This window comes from Candidatus Delongbacteria bacterium (assembly GCA_020634015.1).
Lineage (GTDB): Bacteria > CAIWAD01 > CAIWAD01 > CAIWAD01 > CAIWAD01 > JACKCN01.
This window is the reverse complement of record JACKCN010000004.1, coordinates 58,700-76,805: the sequence shown is the minus strand read 5'-3', so window position 1 is coordinate 76,805 and position 18,106 is coordinate 58,700. Positions and strand designations below refer to the sequence as shown.

9 protein-coding genes are annotated in these 18,106 nt (G+C 65.6%); 1 reads left to right on the top strand and 8 read right to left on the bottom strand.

Translation table 11 applies throughout. The features are described 5' to 3' along the window. Positions 1-26: 26 nt before the first annotated feature. The 6 genes from H6678_09010 to H6678_08985 all read right to left on the bottom strand — a co-directional run bounded on the left by H6678_09010 (position 27) and on the right by H6678_08985 (position 12,032). Complete coding sequence (locus H6678_09010) at positions 27-1,526, bottom strand: leucyl aminopeptidase (protein ID MCB9473936.1); 1,500 nt, start codon at positions 1,524-1,526, stop codon at positions 27-29. 100 nt (positions 1,527-1,626) lie between these two features. Next, positions 1,627-3,561, bottom strand: a complete 1,935-nt coding sequence (locus H6678_09005; GenBank protein ID MCB9473935.1) for a 1-deoxy-D-xylulose-5-phosphate synthase — start codon at positions 3,559-3,561, stop codon at positions 1,627-1,629. Then, positions 3,558-6,173, bottom strand: a complete 2,616-nt coding sequence (locus H6678_09000; protein ID MCB9473934.1) for a TIGR03960 family B12-binding radical SAM protein — start codon at positions 6,171-6,173, stop codon at positions 3,558-3,560. Before H6678_09000 ends, H6678_09005 begins: the two co-directional genes overlap by 4 nt. Positions 6,174-6,271: 98 nt before the next feature. Further along, on the bottom strand, positions 6,272-7,345 hold the full coding sequence (locus H6678_08995) for a DHH family phosphoesterase (GenBank protein MCB9473933.1): 1,074 nt from the start codon (positions 7,343-7,345) through the stop codon (positions 6,272-6,274). 141 nt (positions 7,346-7,486) lie between these two features. Further along, entirely contained in the window at positions 7,487-8,314 is an 828-nt protein-coding gene (locus H6678_08990; GenBank protein ID MCB9473932.1) for a DUF2400 family protein, read from the bottom strand. A 1,054-nt stretch (positions 8,315-9,368) separates the two neighbouring features. After that, a complete protein-coding gene (locus H6678_08985) occupies positions 9,369-12,032 on the bottom strand; it encodes a carbohydrate binding family 9 domain-containing protein (protein ID MCB9473931.1) in 2,664 nt (887 codons plus the stop codon). Positions 12,033-12,322: 290 nt separating this feature from the next. Between H6678_08985 and H6678_08980 the strand changes: the two genes are divergently transcribed. Then, positions 12,323-13,219: a PDZ domain-containing protein gene (locus H6678_08980; GenBank protein ID MCB9473930.1), complete on the top strand. Its 897-nt coding sequence runs from the start codon at positions 12,323-12,325 to the stop codon at positions 13,217-13,219. 255 nt (positions 13,220-13,474) lie between these two features. Here the strand turns inward: H6678_08980 and H6678_08975 are convergent, their stop codons facing one another. Next, positions 13,475-14,908, bottom strand: coding sequence for a DegQ family serine endoprotease (locus H6678_08975; GenBank protein MCB9473929.1), 1,434 nt, complete (start codon positions 14,906-14,908; stop codon positions 13,475-13,477). 250 nt (positions 14,909-15,158) lie between these two features. Beyond that, complete coding sequence (locus H6678_08970) at positions 15,159-18,041, bottom strand: insulinase family protein (GenBank protein MCB9473928.1); 2,883 nt, start codon at positions 18,039-18,041, stop codon at positions 15,159-15,161. Between the last annotated feature and the right edge of the window lie 65 nt (positions 18,042-18,106).

Sequence of the window (18,106 nt, the reverse complement as noted above, 5' to 3'; positions counted from 1 at the left end):
AGAGCTTCGGGGGCGCGTCGTGCCGCCTATTCAAAATGTTTCAGCAGCTCGAAGGCCAGATGGACACCCACGCCGGTCGCGCCCGGCACACAGCCTTCGCGGTTGACGTTGCGTGTGGCGGTGCCCGCGATGTCCACGTGCACCCAGGGCGTGTTCTCCATCAGGGCTTCCTTGAGGAAGGCCGCCGCGGTGATCGATCCGCCTTCGCGGGAGTTGGTGTGGTTGCGGATGTCGGCCACCTTGGACTTGACCATCCGGCAGTAGGGCTCGGTCAGGGGCAGGGGCCAGCAGAGATCACCGGAACAGGTGCCCGCCTCGACCACCGCATCCAGCAGGCCGGGGTCGTTGCCGAAGACGCCGCTCATCTCGCGGCCCAGACAGATCAGCATCGCCCCGGTGAGGGTGGCGAAGTCCACGATCGCATCGGGCGAATGTGTCTTCTCGACCCAGGCGATGGCGTCGGCCAGCAGCAGGCGGCCTTCGGCGTCGGTGTTCAGGACTTCCACGGTCTTGCCGTTGAACAGGCGAATGATGTCACCCGGGCGCAGCGCGTTGCCGTCGGGCATGTTCTCGGCGCTGGGCACCACACCCACCACGTTGACCTTCGGCTTGAGCTGGTGGATCACGGAAAACAGCCCGAAGACGGCCGCCGCTCCGCACATGTCGTACTTCATGTCTTCCATGTTGAGCGCGGGCTTGATGCTGATGCCGCCGGTATCGAAGGTGACACCCTTGCCCACGAAGGCCACCGTGGGCGCCTTGGGGTTGCCGCACGTGTAATGGAACACGCTCATGGTGCTGGGCTGGCGGCTGCCCTGCCCCACACCCAGAATGCCGCCACACCCCAGGCTCTTCAGCTTGGCCTCGTCGAACACGGTGACCGACACGCTGGAACCTGCGGCTTTGGCGATGCGCCTGGCCTGCTGCCCCAGCCAGACCGGGGTGGCCAGATTGCCCGGCTCGCTGGCCAGAGTCCGGGCCGTGTTGGCGCCTTCCGCCAGCACCAGCGCCTGCAGGAAGGCGGCTTCCAGCGCGGACTGGCGTTTGCCACCGGCGCGCAGGGAGCAGCTGGACAGCCCCTTGCCCTTCTGTGTGCCCCCACTGCGATGATGATCGAAGGTGAAGGCGCCCAAGCCCAGGCTCTTGCCGGCGCCCATGGCCAGCTGCCCGGCTTCGGGACCCGTTTCGAGCGCGGGCAGTTCGAGCACGCAGTCGGCCAGTTCGCGGCCCTGAAGCCAGATGCCCAGCTCGCCCACTGTCTCACGCCAGACCTGGGCCGTGAAATCCTTGCTCTCGCCCAGCCCCAGCAGCATCACACGGGCAATCGTGGACTTGCCGGCCGGAAAGAGCAGCAGCCGTTCTCCGACATTGCCGCGAAAATCGGCACCGGAAAGGCGGCCGGAAATGCCGAAGGCCGCCAGCTGGCCGAGGCTGGTTGCATCGGGTGCCAGGTCCTTGAAGACCGGCAGGACATACAGGTCGGTCTTCAGCTTGCCCAGACCGACGCTCGTGAATGCTGCGCGCATGATGCTCCTGAAAATGTGCTCGACCCCATGGAGCACGACCGGCCGGAATCCCGCGGGGCCCGGCCGTCCGTGTCATGTCAGTGTCGGCGAGAATGACGACTCACAGTTGCAGACCCGCCTCTTCGCTGCGGACCTCGCGGGTGGGCCGGGTTGCGGCCTCCTCAAGCAGGCGGGCGGCCAGGCGCCCACCGGTCAGACCAGCCAGGTCCAGCAGGATCTGACGGTCGCCGTGTTCGATGAAACGGTCGGGAATGCCGGCCAGGCTGAAGCGCCCCGTGTATCCTGCTGCATTCAGGCGCGCCAGGAACTGGGCGCCGAAGCCGTTGACTTCGCTGTTTTCTTCCACGCTCACGATCCAGGAGTGGCTGGATGCCAGACGTTCGATCATGGCCTGGTCCATGGGCTTGACGAAGCGCGCATTGACCACTTCCGCGGAAATGCCCTGTGCTTCCAGCAGCGTGGCACATTCGAGGGCTTCCTCGACCATGCTGCCCACGGCCACCAGGCAGAGGTCGGCTCCGCCGCGCAGTTCGACCCAGCTGCCCACGGGCAGATGACGCGCGGGCGAGTCGGGATCGAAGTGATAACTGTTGTCCTTGGGGTAGCGGATCGCGAAGGGGCCTTTGTCCCAGTGAGTGGCCGTCTCCAGCAGGTCGCGGAACTCGTTGCCGTCGCGCGGGGCGGCCACCACCATGTTGGGAATCATCGGCAGGTAGCTGAGATCGTAGGAACCGTGATGCGTGGGGCCGTCGGCGCCCACCAGACCCGCCCGGTCAAGGGTGAAGATCACGGGCAGCTTCTGGATCGCACAATCGTGCACGATGTGATCGATGGCGCGCTGCAGGAAGGTGGAATAGATGCAGACCACCGGCCGTCCCCCGCCCGCGGCCAGACCGGCGGCGAAGGTCACCGCGTGTCCTTCGGCGATGCCCACGTCGATCACGCCCCTCGGATGGGTCTTCTCCAGCTTGGCCAGGCCCGTGCCTTCGCTCATGGCGGCGGTCACCGCCACGAAGCGCGCGTCCGATTCGATCAGTGGACGCAGAAGGTCGGGCAGCAGGTCGTTGTAACCGGGAGCCGTGGGACGCTGCGGGCGTTCGATGTGAGCGGGCATCGCCGGTTTGATCTTGCCACCCACCGCGTGATGCTTGAGATGGTCCTCGCGGTTGCCGGGCATGCCGCGCCCCTTCTCGGTGATCACATGCAGCAGCTTGGGACCCTTGATGGTCTTCATCCGGTTCAGCACGTGAATCATCTCGTGCAGGTCGTGTCCGTCGATGGGGCCGAAATAGCGGAAGCCCATGTCGGTGAAGAACATGCCCGAGACGACCATGTTGCGTGCGCTGTCTTCGAAGCGGCTGGCCAGTTCACGGGCCAGCTTGTCGCCACCCTTGGGCAGCTTGCCCATCAGGTCGTACACCATGTCTCGCATGCGATTGAGCATGGGGCTGGTGCTGGCTTCGGTCATGTAGCGCGAGAGGCCGCCCACGTTGGGGCTGATGGACATGTTGTTGTCGTTGAGGATCACCAGCAGGTCGCTGTCGCTGTTGCCCGCGTTGTTGAGCGCTTCGAAGGCCAGCCCACCGGTCATGGAGCCGTCGCCGATGATCGCCACCACGTGGTGGTCCTGCTGCATGCGATCGCGGATCTCGGCGAAGCCCACGGCGGCCGAAATCGAGGTGCTGGCATGTCCGGCGCCGAAGTGGTCGTGGGGGCTTTCCTCGCGCTTGAGGAAGGGACTCAGACCCTTGTACTGGCGAATGGTGGGCAGCTGGTCACGGCGCCCCGTGAGCACCTTGTGGATGTACCCCTGATGCCCCACGTCCCAGCAGAAGACGTCGGTGGGGCTGTCGTAGACCTTGTGCAGGGCCACGGTCAGTTCCACCACGCCCAGACTGGCACCCAGGTGGCCGCCGACGCGCGTGATGGTTTCCACCACGTACTCGCGCAGCTCCTTGCAGGCACCCAGCAGGGCCTCGTCGGACAGCAGTTTCAGATCGGCCGGCGAATTGATGCGGTCGATGATGCGATTCATGAACACTCCTCAAGCGGACGGATCCATTGGCCGTCCCGGTCCAGAAACTGCTCCAGGCGCACGACCCGTTCCGGCAGCAGGGCCGAGTCCGGGCCGCCCAGCAGTTCCTCGGGGCGGGCGCTGCGTCCTTCCACGATGGCCAGATCCACCAGCAGGGACGCTCCGCAGCTGGCGGGATCCGCCGGATCCAGGCGCGAATGCCCCAGGTAGAATGGGCGCAGATCCACGTCGGTGCGGCGGCCTTTTCGTTCGCGGGGCACAATATAGGACTCAAGCCCCTGAAGCTCCTCCAGGTGCCGCTCCAGCTCCCCGGGGGAATTGCTGACCAGTCCCAGCTGCTGGCGCCCGAAGCGCCCGGCCACGGTGGGCAGTTTGTTTTCGCTGAAGGACCAGCTGCCCAGCACGAGACCTTCGGGCATGTGGGCGAAGAGCCGCTCGACATCCGTCCAGGGCTCGGCCAGCTCGATGTCCAGCACCTCGTTCGAGCCGACCCAGCCCAACGGCAGGGGCGGGCCGAAATTGAGCCTCATCCGCGGGCTGAAACCCTGGGTCCAGGCCACCGGGGCCTTGACGATGCCCAGCGCGCGGGTCATGTGTTCCAGCAGGTCCAGGTGCCCCACGAAACGGGCCACCCCTTCCTTGCGGTAGGTGATGCGCAGGGTGTGGCGCGCGGTGGGCAGCTCGCGCGAACGCTTGACCACGTTGTCGCGGGCCTTCAGACGCTCGTCCGAGCGCTCGCCGATGGGGGTCAGGCTGCCCACCACCTTCTTGACCATCGCGGGCGTGCAGGCGCCGCAGGCGGTGCAGTTGCTCTCGCGGCAGTCGGGTTTCCAGACTTCCAGCTTGGCCTGGTGCCAGCTCTTCAGCAGCCAGCGCTTGCTCAGGTGCCCGCTGGTGTGCTCCCAGGGCAACACCTCGTCCTCGGCCCGCTCGCGCGTGAATTCGGCCATGGTCAGACCGCAGTCCTCAAAAGCCTTGACCCAGAGATCGTAGTTGAACTCGCTGGTCCAGGCGTCAAAACGCGCACCCAGCTGCCAGGCACGCTGGATCACGCGGCTGATCCGGCGATCGCCGCGCCCCAGGGCGTCTTCGACGAAACTGACTTCGGGATCACGCCAGTCCAGATGGACTTCCTTCTCGCGGCGATGGGCGCGCAACACGGCCACCTTGTGGTGAAACTCCTCGATGGTGGGCTGGCCGAACCACTGGAAGGGCGTGTTGGCCTTGGGGCTGTGCGGGCTGACCGCCGCCTTGACCTTGACCTTGCCGAACTGGCGGCCGATGCGGACTACCGTGTTGGCCGTGTCCACGATGCCGCGCACATCGTCGTCGGTCTCGAAGGGCAGCCCGATCATGAAATAGAGCTTGATGCTGCGCCAGCCGTACTCGAAGGCCGTGCGCACGGCGGCATAGAGATCCTCGTCCGTGTTGCCCTTGTTGATGATCGCACGCAGGCGCTCGGTGCCCGCCTCGGGTGCGAAGGTCATGCCCGAGGTACGCATGGAACTGGCGGCCTGGGCCATGCGCGGAGTGAACATCTCGGTGCGCAGGCTGGGAAAACTGATGGCCGTGTCACTGGCGGTGAACTCGTCCAGCGCCGTGTCCAGGAACTCGGCCAGGGGCTCGTAGTCGCCCGTGCTGAGCGAGAGCAGCGAGACTTCCTTGAAGCCCGTCTTCTCCAGACTCTTGCGCGCCTGGGCCAGCACATCCTCGGGCTTGCGCTGGCGCACGGGGCGGTAGACCATGCCCGCGTGGCAGAAGCGGCAACCCCGGCTGCAGCCACGCATCACCTCGACGGAGAGGCGCGTGAAGGTGGCCTCGATGATGGGCACCAGCGGTTCATCCGGGTAGTTGGCCGGGTCCAGGTCGTCGATCAGCGCGGGCATCACCTTCTCGCGCGCCTCGGGCTGGGTGCGTTCCATGCCCAGAAAACGCTGGAGGCCGTTGTCGTCCTGGCCCCAGGTCGAGCGATAGAACTGGGGCACGTAGACATTTTCTTCCTTGGCGAAGATCTTCAGCCGTTCCAGCCGGGGCAGTCCGCGCGTCTCACGCACGAGCTGCAGGAAACGCGGCAGGGCGCGCTCGCCATCGCCGGCCAGCACGCAGTCGAAGAAGTCGGCCGCGGCTTCGCAGTTGTAGGCGCAGGGACCACCCACGATCACGAAGGGATCCTCCTCGCCGCGCTCCTCGGCCCGCTGGGGAATGCCGGCCAGATCCAGCATGGTCAGGATGTTGGTGTAGTGCATCTCGTACTGCAGGGTGAAGCCCACCACCTGGAACTCGCTCAGCGCATGGCGGCTTTCCAGCGAGTAGATCGGCTGGCCGTGCTCGCGCAGGCGCGCCTCCATGTCGGTCCAGGGAGCGTAGACCCGCTCGGCCAGGGCGAAATCGAGGGCGTTGACCAGCTTGTACAGAATGCCGAAGCCCACCGTGTAGCTCATCCCGATCTCGTAGACATCGGGAAAACAGAGGGCCAGGCGCACCTCGGCGCGGTCCCAGTCCTTGACGATGCGGTTCAGTTCGCCGCCGATGTAGCGGCCCGGGTTGTTGACCCGCGGCAGGATGTGATCCTCGATCAGCTGGAAGTCGACGGACGGGCGGGGAGTGGCCATGGTGGGCCTCCTTTCTGACGTGCTGCTGACGAACACCCACGCGGGTGCGGCGGAGTCAAACCGCCGGTATCAGCCAGGATGGCCCTGTGGGGCCGTGTTCAGGATACGCTGTGTGAGTCCTTGACCAGGGCCACGGCGGCCTCTTCGATCAGGGCGCGGCCTTCTTCGACGGGCAGAGCCAGAGTCAGTCCGGCCGCATTGCGGTGTCCGCCGCCGCCGAAACCCGCCGCAAGGGCGTTGACATCGTAGCGGCCCTTGCTGCGCAGGCTGACCTTGCAGCTGCTGGCCGAGGTCTCGGTGAAGAGCAGCGAGATTTCGGAGCCGGCCACTTTCAGCCCGTTGCTGACGAAGCCTTCGGTGTGCTCGCGGCCGGTGCCGGTCTTCGCGAACATGTCCAGTGTGATCATGCTGCTGTGAATCGTGCCGCCCGCCAGGCTCTTGAGCCCTTCCAGCATCCAGCCCATGAGACGCAGTCGGCCCAGGGGGTGCTGCTGGTGGATCCGGTCGTGAATCCAGACCGGATCGGCGCCCGCACCCACACAGCGGGCGGCGATCTCGAGGTTGATGCCCGAGGTGGCCGTGTTCGAGAACCCGCCGGTATCGGTGTAGATGGCCGTGTAAAGCGCCCGAGCGATCGGCTGGCTCAAGGGAAGTGCGAGGGCGCGGACCAGCGAGTGGATCACTTCGCCCGTGCTGCCGCTGCGCGGGAAGATGTAACACAGCGCACCCGTGTACTCGCTGGAGACATGGTGGTCGATCACCAGCTGGGGCAGATTCTGCTCGCGAAACAGTGGATCCAGAACGCCCGTGCGTTCCCGCGTGGACACATCCAGGACCACCGCACGGTCGACTCCAGCGGGCAACTGGGCACGCGCCTCGTCCAGGTCGGCGGCGCAGGCATGGTCGAGCCCGTCCATCAGGTAGGTGTAGACATCATCGACCTTGGTCGGATTGATGATCTTCACGCTCTTGCCCAGGGCCAGCAGCGCATGGGCCAGCGCCGACTGACTGCCCAGTCCGTCGCCATCCGAGTGGATGTGGGTGGTGAGAACGAAGGAGTGGCCGCCGCGAATGAAGTCCACGACCGGTTGCCAATCGACGGTGAGCGGAGTCGCCTCGGGCGAATCGGCCGGCAATCCAGGGGTGGCGGGCCCGGAATCGAGCATGCTCATGAGAAGCCTCTAGTATGGAAGGGGGGCGCTGTGGGTACTGCAGGAAATCACGGCTGTCCGGACTTGGCAACCGGCAACCCACCGGCGACCCGCCAGAGTAACAAAGCTCCCAAGCATCTCCAATGCGCGCGGGCGTGCCGCTCAGGCTCGTCTGAAGAGGGTCAGCAGCGCCGCCTCGTCGACTCCGTCGGCTTCCAGTTGCTCGAAGGCCAGGTGGTAGCGCACGGGGTCCTGGGGATCCAGCAGGGCCAGGTTGCGGGTCGCTTCGCTGACCGCCCCGCGGTTGCAGATCTGGCGCGTGCTGATCTTGAGTGCCAGCATCAACCGGTGCTGGCTGCTGGACAGCGGCAATTGCAGGCGCGAGGCGGGCGGCTGGCTCCACAGTCCGGTGTCGACGCCATCGTCGGGGCGCACCATGTGCCGCAGGAAAAGATGCAGCCGCCTGACCGGACTGCCCTTGGCGGGCCGGGGCAGCAGATGGGCCAGCCCGGGGCGCGCACGCTCCTCGGCATTCAGCACCCGGCCGATCAGGATCATGAAGCGGTCCAGGGTGGCCAGCGAATTGCGTTTGCCGCCCTCGCCGCGCGCATACTGGTAGAGGGCTTCCAGGCTCTCGTGCTGGCGCAGCGTCACGCGCAGCGCATGCAGCAGCAGCGCGCTGTCCTCCGCCTTGAGAAAACCGAAGGCCATGCCCTCGGCCAGTTCGGCCAGCATGGTGCGATTGCTGCGCGACAAGACGCGCGCCGGTTTTTCACCCAGCCGGTTGAAGAGCCGTTTCAGCGCATCGTGGCGCTCCGCCTCCGGCCCGAAGTCGTAGAGCGCGCACAGCAGTGCACAGAGTTCCCGGTCCCGCGGATGGGCAAAGCCGCGGCTCAAAGCGAAAGGATCGCTGGCGGGGCGCTGGGCCTGATGGCGCGCCACCAGTGGATCCAGCAGGCGGCGCAGACGTTCGATGCGGGACTCGTTCACTCACTCTCCGGATTTGGCCCGCGAAGATATGAAAGCCCGGCCGCGCAGCGAGCAAAGTTGGGCCAACCACCTCCGTCACCCCCGCGCAGGCGGGGGCCCATTGCATGGCGCCCCGGCAGTTACACCGCACACCTTCTTCCTCCCGGCTCATCCACACCCGCCCGTGGATTCCCCACGGGCTACATATGCACGATGCCCCGTTCGGGGCTTGGGCGGATGGTATTTGGTTGACACGTCCCATAAACAACGTAGCCCGGATGCAGCGCAGCGAAACCGGGGCGCCATGCAATGGAACACACACTTTCTTCACCCGATTCATCCACACCCGCCCGTGGATTCCCCACGGGCTACATATGCACGATGCCCAGTTCGGGGCTTGGCAGTGGACGGTGTGTGGTTGACACGTCCCGTAATACGAAGTAGCCTTGAGCCGGGTCCGATGCAGCGCAGCGAAACCGGGGCGCCATGCAACGGGAACACACACCTTCTTCACCCGATTCATCCACACCCGCCCGTGGATTCCCCACGGGCTACATATGCACGATGCCCCGTTCGGGGCTTGGCAGGCGACGGTGTGTGGTGTGATCGCTCGGGATTGTTGGGAACACGGTGTACAGTATAACCGCCGAGGCCCCCGCCTGCGCGGGGGTGACACGTGTCGGGCTTGCCTCTGATCCATCTTCTTCCGCAGCGGTGACGCCGGTGGCGGAACCATCGAGACGGAACGGTCGAGCATGAGCGTGGGCCGCCGCGCTTGGCCCGAAGGACCGCAGCGCGGGCCAAGTTTGCGCGGCGCGAGGCCTGCTGAGCCTTCTTTTGGCCTACCTTTTCTTCGCGAAGAAAAGGTTGAGAGCGCCCCCCGCGCAGGGGACCTTCGCACCAGCGGAAGAAGGCATGCCGCAGACGTGATGCAATGGGGGCAGTTTCGTGGCCCGGGGTGACCGGTGAAACTGCCGGGGCGCCATGCAGTGGGCCTCCATTCTGGGCGACCCGTTTCACGGGGGTGACGTTTCTCTATGGTTGCAACTTGTGCGAAAGTTGTGGGTTTGGGCAATCACCCCACGGGAATCCAGTAGCTGAACTTCATCGCGATCAGGTTGTCGCCGCCGACTCCCAGAGGGTTGCCCAGATTGAGACCGTCCTCGGGGTTGCGCCGGGAAGCGAAGGTCTCGCGGTTCTGTTGCCACACCAGGTAGAAGCTGGAGCCCAGACGCCAGTCCCAGCGCAGGACCAGGTTGCTGCGCCAGCTGGCGTAGCGCACGTCGGGGCGGCTGAAGGAGAAGTCACCCTCTGGATCGCTCACCGTGTACGCGAAGTCCTCGCCCGGCTCCAGCAGACCTTCCGCCTGGAAGCGGCGCAGGTTCTGGCTGCCCCGGGCCACAGGTTCGCCAAAATCCGTGAAGCTGGCGCTGGCGATGTAGGGTTCCAGGTAGGCTTCGACGCGCAGCCGGGGGCTGACCGTATGACGTACGCGGAAGGCCAGGCGCTGCTCGCGGGAATCCAGCCGGGCGAAGACCGTGCGGCTGCGGCCCGCGCTGTCGGTGGTGCGCGTGACGTACTGGGCCGGTTCCAGCAGGCGTGTCACGCTGGGGTTCAGGCGCAGTTCCCAGCGCGAGCCCATGCGCATGCGCACGAAGACCCACCCTTCCTGGGTCCAGTACTGGTCGGCGCCCCAGCCGCCGTTGGCTCCGGCGGCCACCGAATTGGGCTTGCGCAGCTCGTCGCTGTGGACTTCGGCCCAGTAGCGGTGCCGTCCCCCAAGGCCCATGGATTCGCCCCCGCGCGTGCGGGAATCGCTCTGGGTGGGCAGGTCGCGCCCCAGCCCCACGCTCATGTTCCAGTAGCTGGGAAACTCGCCCCAGAAACTGCCTTCGAGCTGGTGATACTGCGGCTCGCCGCCAAAATTCCAGCCCAGATACTGTGAGCCATTCAGGTTCCAGCGGCGGAAGATGCCGGCGCTCTCGTTCTGGACCCAGCTGAGTTCGGTCCAGCCGTCGATGTCGTCCGCCGAATTGAGGCTGCCCAGATCGTTCAGTTCAAAACCCGGGGATTCGGCGGCGGCACCTGCATTCCAGCGCCAGTGCCGGCCACCGACGCGCGCGAATGATAGCCTGGAGGTCCACCCACTCAGGCTGGTGCGCGTGGGGTCGTAGTGGATGTGATCCGCATCCGGGCGCTGGAAGTAGTGGGCCGGACGCAACTGGATGCGTGCGAGGGCGTCCTCGCTGCCGCTGACCTGGCTGAAGCCCCAGTAGCCATCCAGCGAGTACAGGCCCTGGCGCAGGTTCCAGTCCCAGTCCACCCCGCCCGACCAGGCCTCGCGGGGCAGCAGGTCCTGAAGCGCGGTTTCGCCCTCGAACCAGCGGCCCGTGTGTGTCAGACTGAGCCCGAAGGCCGATGCGCTGGCTTCCAGATCCTGCTGCAGGCGCAGCACCTGATAGGCCGAGAGCGGTTCCACCACCTGTTCGCCGCGGACACCGTCAGCGGCGCGGAAGGTGCGCGATGTCTCACGGTCCGAGAGGGCGCCGAGCACAGCGATGGACAGCCCCGAAGGCAGACGCCCGCTGAGCTTGGCCGCACCCAGGATGCTGGAATTGTGGGGACGGTCCTCGTGCGTCACACCGGGATCGCTGATCAACCCGCGCGGCGAGGCTCCGATCCGGCGCGAATAATAGTAGGTGGGGCCGTTGCCGCGCAGCAGGCGGTCGCCCTCGAGAAAGAAGGGCCGGCGCTCGTTGAAGAAGGTCTCGAAGGCGGTCAGATTCAGCTCGGCCGGATCCGCTTCCACCTGGCCGAAGTCCGGATTGATGGTGGCATCCAGGGTCAGATTGCTGCCCAGGCCCATCTTCAGGTCGGCGCCGATTCGCCCGTCCAGTTCGCTGGAGTCGTGAAAAGGATCCAGCGGATCACGGCTGTGCGGGAACAGGGCCGAGCCCGCCGCGTAGGGCATCAGTTCGACCCGGTGCGAAGGTGTCAGGCCACGGATCCCGTGCAGTTCCCCGAAGCGCGAGGCCCAGCCGGTTTCTTCCCGCGGAATCCAGACCCAATAATCCTCGGTGCCGCGCTCGGGGCTCCAGCGATCCAGTTGCAGCCCCCAGACCTGCTCGTCCACCGGGTTGAAGCGCAGTTGGGAGAAGGGAATCCGGGCTTCCACGATCCAGCGATCCGGTTCCACGCTCGTGCGCACTTCCCAGACCGGGTCCCAGGTCAGGATCTGGAAGAATTCTTCGTCGCGCGGATGGTAGAAGTCCACCTGCACGCCCGCGGCCGTCACACCGAAAGTATAGGCCGTGCGCCGGTCGTGGTAGGTATCCAGCGAGATGAAGAAGCTCTGGGTCTGACCCATGTCGTCGCGCGGACTCATTCGCGTGGAAAGCTGGCCCGAGATCGGGGTGAACAATTCGGCCGCGATGTACAGGCTGTGTGCGTCGTACACGAATGCCACGCGCGTGGGTTCGCCCGCGGGCAGTCCTTCCTCGGGGTCCTTCTGGGTCAGGCCCTCGATCCAGCGGGCGTCCCGCCAGGCCGCATCATTCAGTTGCCCGTCGAGGCGCGGTCCCACGTCCACCCGCAGTGCCTCGGCCCGGTGATCGCTGGACGGTGCCGCCTGCAGCGGAACGGCTCCCAGCAGGGCCGTCAGCAGGCAGCGCAGCCAGAAGACCCGGCGCAGGATCTGGCGACGCTGCCCCTTGATCGTGCGATTCGAGGCCATGAGCATGACGGACTTCCAGACAACCGTTCCAATCGAATCCACGGTGTTCATCTGCGCTCCCGAAGCTGTGGACGGAGTGCGGCCCGGCCCTCTGACGAGGGTCTGGCGCAGGGTGAGTGGAACGGAAAACGCGGGCTTGGACAGGCGGTTTCATTGTGGGGTTTCAGCCGGATGCAAAAAAATTCCCCGGGTTTGAAACCCTGCCTGCCGCTTGCCTGTCTCTGGGTCCTGTCGCGCGCCTCCGGCCGCGCATCTTGTGCACCCCACACTCAATCGCGAAACAGGAGAACCGAACCGTGAGCCAACCACGACGCATCGCACTGGCCGGCTTCCTGAGCCTGGCGCTGGCCACTCTCGCCCTGGGGCGCGGGTACATGGGCATCTATCCCGGCGAGCAACCCGTATCGCTGGACGACCGCGGACTGGAAGGCACCGGCGTGCTGGTCACGCGCGTGCTGCCCGACTCCCCGGCCAAGGAGGGCGGCATGCTGGCGGGCGATGTGCTGGTGCGCTTCAACGATCACCGCCTGATGGACGGCGACGACCTGCACTACTTCCTGCGCAAGCAGGATCCGGGCGACAAGGTCAGCATGGGAGTCTGGCGCGACGGCAAGGAAGTCACGCTCTCGCTGGAACTCAGCGGCCCCGTGGAAGAGAATGATGTCTCACCGCTGTGGTCCAAGGCGATGCGCGAATCCGCCGAAGACAGAGGATTTCTGGGTGTGGTGGCCATGGAAGTCAGCGACGAGGTGCTGGCCAGCCTCAAGGTCGAGCCGGGCTACGGCGTGCTGATCAATGAAGTGGTCAAGGAGAGCGGCGCACTGAAGGGTGGCGTCAAGCCCGGGGATGTGCTCTGCGAACTGGACGGCAGCCCCGTCTACAGCATCTCGCGCCTGGGCAAGCTCTGCCGCCGACTGGAACCGGGTACCGAAGTCAGTCTCACACTGTATCGCGCGGGCAAGCTGATCACCCTGAAGGCCACCCTGGGCAACCAGGCCGATTCACGCGGGTGGTTCGGCGACGCGGACCTGCCCTTCGGCGGCCCACACCTCCAGGGGTTGAGCCAGTTGAGCAACCTGAGCACGGTGCTGGAAGGCATCCACGGCCCCACCGACTCCGAGACCGATCTGGACGCCCCCAACGACATGCACTTCCACTTCGAGTGGGACTCGCAGGAGAACGAAGCCCAGTAGTCGCCGCCATCAGACCAACTCAAAGGGGAGCACCGTGTGCTCCCCTTTTCTTTGCAACAGCCTCGCCAGAACAGGCGCCCGTTCCGACACGAGGTTGGAATCGGGCAGAGTCACAGCATCCGGTTCCTCGACTCACGCGCCGATTCGCACGCTGGGTTTCCCGGACATCCACCCATGGAAAAGGCGGGACACCAGTTGGGTGTCCCGCCTTTCGGATGTGGGAAGACGGCCGGCAGAGCTCCGGAGGCATGAAGCCTACTCGCCGACTTCCAGGGCCAGATACCGGGTATTGCGCCCATTGGTCACCAGCAGCAGCACGCGGCCATCCCCCTTGAGGCCACGCACGATCTTGTTGAAGTCGTCCACGGATTCCACCGTGCGACGTCCTACTTCCAGAATGATGTCTCCGGGCTCCAGTCCGGCGCGGTCGGCGGCTCCGCCCTGGTCCACGCTCTCGACCATCACGCCCGTGCGTCCGCGTCCCAGGCGGGACTGGCTGCGCGAATCCAGCTCGGCCACGGTCAGGCCCAGACCCTTGCTGGCCGTGGCCAGCGGGCCGTCGGGACCTTCGCCGTCGCGGTAGCCCACGGTCACGGGTACGCGCAGGTTCTGGCCGTCACGGCGCAGCTGCATGTTGACCGTGGTGCCCGGGGCGGTCATCGCGGCACGATTGCGCAGCTGGCTGGCGTTCTCCACCGGGTGGCCATCGATGCTGGTGACCACGTCACCGTTCTTGAGACCGGCCTTGTCGGCGGGCGAGCCTTCCTGCACGCTGGCGATCAGCACGCCCTTGTTGTCGGGCAGTTCAAACGCGTGCATCAGGTCCTGGCTCACATCCTGGATGCTGACACCCAGGAAGCCGCGCGTGACACGTCCGTCGGCCAGCAGCTGCTCCTCGACCGTGCGCACCATGTCCACGGGAATCGCGAAGCCAATGCCCACGCTGCCCCCGCTGCGGCTGAAGATGGCGCTGTTGATGCCCACCACTTCACCCTTGAGGTTCAGCAGGGGGCCGCCCGAGTTGCCCGGATTGATGGCCGCGTCGGTCTGGATGAAGTCCTCATAGTCCACCAGCCCCACGCGTGAGCGGCCCATGGCGCTGACGATGCCCGCGGTGACCGTGCTGCTGAGGCCGAAGGGGTTGCCGATCGCCAGCACCCAGTCGCCGATGTCCAGCGCACTGCTCTGGCCCAGCGGCAGGGTGGTCAGGCCCTTGGCATCCACCTTGATCAGCGCCACGTCGGTTTCGGGATCGGTGCCCACCACGGTGGCTTCCAGCTCACGCCCGTCGGTGAAGGTCACCTTCAGGCGATCGGCCTTCTCCACCACGTGATTGTTGGTCAGGATGTAGCCGTCGGACTTGTAGACGAAACCGGACCCCTGGCCCGCGGGACGGTAGGTTTCGTCACCCCCGCGCGGAGTCTCGGGCTCGCGCTGGGGAAAGAACTCGCGGAAGAAGGGGTCGTTGTAGAAGGGATGCATGCCGTTGATGTTGCCGCGGGTCTTCTGCTCGGCTTCGATGTAGACGACCGCGGGAGCGGCCTGCTTGGCGATGCGCGCGAAAATCTTGCCGGACTTGTTGAGCGCATCCAGATCCACGTCTTCAGCCCAGGCGTGGGACGCAAGCATCATCAGGAGCATGGCGGGCAGCGCGGCCAGCCGGACGAGGGTGGCAGGGCGAGCGTTCATGGTGTTCCATTCCTCACAGTTGCATGTCCAGTACGGATCAGGGTCCGTCACCTGTGTGTCTTCCCGGCGTCGATGCTGTGGGCCCTCAGCACGTGCGCTCGGTCCGGGGGCTGTTTACACCGCTTGCACGCCGCAGGTTTCCCGAATTGGGCAATCCGAACAAAAAAAGTGCCGATCGCCTGAAGAAGAACACCGCGCCCCCGGAAAACCGGACGCGCGGTGCTGTGTCGATCCGAATGGAATGAATGGATCAGGCTCCGCTGGCGGACAGACCGTTTCTGAAGCTCTCAGGGTCTCCCACCGGGGCCTCCACGGGCTCGCTGGCCGGAGTGCCTTCCGCATCGAGGTAGATCCCGAGCCGGGCACCGCCATCGGGATCGAGGACCCGCGCGAATTCACGCTGGAACTGCTCCAGACTGAGGGAATTCAGGGCCTGGATGACATCCTGCTTCCAGGCGAACCGGCCATCGAGCCGGACGCCCTGATCCAGCAGTTTGCCCAGACGCTCGGACAGATCCTTGTCGGGCTGGTCCAGCTGCTCGACGATGGCGGCCTTCAAGGCGGCGAAACTGCCCGCGTCCAGAGCCGCCAGCGGCTCGCGTTGTTCGGCCAGCCAGATCCGTGCCCGCGAGCGCAGTTCCGTCGCCGGTTGCACCGAAGACTGGATCACGAACTGCACTCCCGGCAGGGGATTCTGCAGCGTGGCTCCCGAAAACACGATGTACCCCAGTTGCTGGTTGGTCCGCAGCTCTTCATAGAAGCCCGACTCCAGCCAGGTGGAACCGACGCGCAACACGGCCTCCAGTTCGGGGCTGCGCGCGCCCAGCTGGGTGCGTTCAACCCAGCAGGCATTGTTGCAGCGAGTCTGGAAGACCCAGCTTCGTGCCTGATCGCTGGCCAGAGCCACTTCCAGATCCTGCGGGCGGTCCGCCAGGGGCAGCTCCCCGGCCTTGAGACCCGGGCGCAGGGCCAGCAGGGCCTCCTTCAGTGAGGCTTCTTCCAGATTGCCGGTCGCCGCCCCTTCAAGGGCGACACGCGTGTACAGCGTGCTGGCGAAGGTCCTGACCTCGTCCAGACTGACGCCATCGATGAGCGCGCGGTAGCTCTGGCGATGATGCGCCCCCGGGCTGAGCAGGATGCCCAGTTCGTAGAAACACTGGCTGTATCCCTGATCCAGCGCGGTGTTGTCCAGTTCGCGCCCCAGCTCCGTCCGCAGCACCTCGAAGCGGGCCTGATCCAGATCCAGGGTCGTGAGACGCTGGGGCAAGCCTTCCAGCAGATCGGGAATGCGCTGGGAGAAGCCTTCGATGCCCAGACGAATCCCGCGGGCTTCATCGGAAATCGTGAGATACAATCCAGCCTCGCGCACATCGTAGCGCCATTCGTTGAGGCTCTCGTTCAGGGCGCGCACATAGAGCTTGGCCAAGAGGCGGCTGCGCGGTGTGCGGTTGATCTCGGGGCTCAGCAGCAGCAGCGAGAGATTGGCCTTGGGCAGTCCGAAACGGGTGTTGCATTCGAACCAGAACTCGCCCTCGCTGGCCGGAATCAGCGAGCCCGGCTGGTCGGAGGCCTGAGCCTGAAGTTCGAGGCGATCGGGCAGGAAGGGATTGGGCGCGGGGAAATGGATCTCGCGGCGCGCCTTGGTCTTCTCCAGCCTCTGCACCAGAGTCGGGTCCAGCGTGCGGCGCGTGTACTTTGTGTCGTAATCGGGGTCGACGAGTACCGTGCCCGGATCCAGCTCGGGGGCCAGCAGCACCACGCGCAGATTGGCGGGCGCCATCCGCTCGAGCAGCTCCCGGAAGCCCTGGGGATCGTAGGTGCTGACCAACCAGGCCCGGCGTTCGATCTCGGTGCCCGGATTCTCCTGCATGGCCGCGGCGTACCAGGAGGCCAGCTGGGCGCCTTCCATGTGCTCGCGGAACACGTACTCCAGCTCGCCCATGGCTTTCTGTTCGGCCCAGTACCAGCGCGGCAGGCCTTCTTTCAGCAGCATCGCGCGGCAGGCATAGAAGGCACTCAGCACCTCGTCGGTGCGCGCGCGTCCTTCTTCGGTCAGATCGATCACCACATGGAAGTAGGTCGCCCAGGTCTCTTCTTCATTGCTGATCGACAGTCCCGTGGCCAGACCCCGGCGCTTCAGCTCGGAGAGCAGCGAGCCCTTGCCTTCATAGCCAATCACGCTGCCGATCATGCGCAGGTTCTTGGCGGCCCAGTCGTCGTTCTGGGGCGGCAGCGAGAAGAGCAGGCGCAGCTCGCGCACATCGCTGACCGCTTCGACTTCCAGCATTTCGGGCAGACTGCCCTCGGCATACAGGTCCTGGCTGTACTCCAGCGGCCCGCGATTGGTGTTGGGCACGCCGCTGAAATAGGTGCGGGCCAGGTCTTCCAGATCATCCAGGCTGGAGGACGACAGCAGACAGAGCCGCATCACGTTGGCCGAATAGAAACGCTGGTAGAAATCCATCACCTGCTCGCGGCTCACATCCTTGAGGGTGGCCATGCTGCCCGTGGCGAAACTGGTGCGCGGGTGACCCGGCTTGTGGGTGATGCGCTCCACATTGCGGCGGCGCCAGTAGTCGTTCTGCAGATTCTTGGAGTGCTCGGAATCCACCGCGTTCTTCTCGCGCTCCATGAACTGGGGGTCGAAGACCGGGGCGATGAAGAACTGCGAGAAGCGGTCCAGGGCGCCCTCGTAGGCCTCGTGGATCACCTCGAAGTGGTAGTTGGTGTGGCTGCCGTCGGTGTAGGCGTTGGACCAGCCCTGGTTGGCGCTGAGGTATTCGCCGTACTCGCCCACCTCGGGATACTTGCGCGTGCCCAGAAACAGCATGTGCTCGAGATAGTGGGCCACCCCGGCTCCGTAGCCCGGGTCTTCCATGCTGCCCACCGCCACGTCCAGCGCGGCGGTCGAGGTGCGCGCTCCGGGGTCGGAGACCAGCAGCACCTCCATGCCGTTGGGCAGGGTGACTGCGCGGAGTTGCTGATTGACTCCGGGACGGTGGCTCAGGTCCACCACGGGGGTGTCGCCCGCCTTCGGGGAGCGGGCCTGGGCCGGGCCGACGCCCAGCAGACAGAGCGCCAGCAGCAGCCAGCGGAACGTGGAACCGGTGATGAACGAGTGGCGGCGTGCCATGGAGGATCCTTCCAGAAAGTGAGCAATGGGTGTCGGGTTGGTGAACGGAAGCCCATGGACCCAGA

Excerpts from the sequence above, each read along its gene's own strand:
- H6678_08970 (MCB9473928.1), bottom strand. The coding sequence starts at position 18,041 with ATGGCACGCCGCCACTCGTTCATCACCGGTTCCACGTTCCGCTGGCTG.
- H6678_09005 (MCB9473935.1), bottom strand. The coding sequence starts at position 3,561 with ATGAATCGCATCATCGACCGCATCAATTCGCCGGCCGATCTGAAACTG.
- H6678_09000 (MCB9473934.1), bottom strand. The coding sequence starts at position 6,173 with ATGGCCACTCCCCGCCCGTCCGTCGACTTCCAGCTGATCGAGGATCAC.
- H6678_08975 (MCB9473929.1), bottom strand. The coding sequence starts at position 14,908 with ATGAACGCTCGCCCTGCCACCCTCGTCCGGCTGGCCGCGCTGCCCGCC.
- H6678_08985 (MCB9473931.1), bottom strand. The coding sequence starts at position 12,032 with ATGCTCATGGCCTCGAATCGCACGATCAAGGGGCAGCGTCGCCAGATC.
- H6678_09010 (MCB9473936.1), bottom strand. The coding sequence starts at position 1,526 with ATGCGCGCAGCATTCACGAGCGTCGGTCTGGGCAAGCTGAAGACCGAC.
- H6678_08995 (MCB9473933.1), bottom strand. The coding sequence starts at position 7,345 with ATGAGCATGCTCGATTCCGGGCCCGCCACCCCTGGATTGCCGGCCGAT.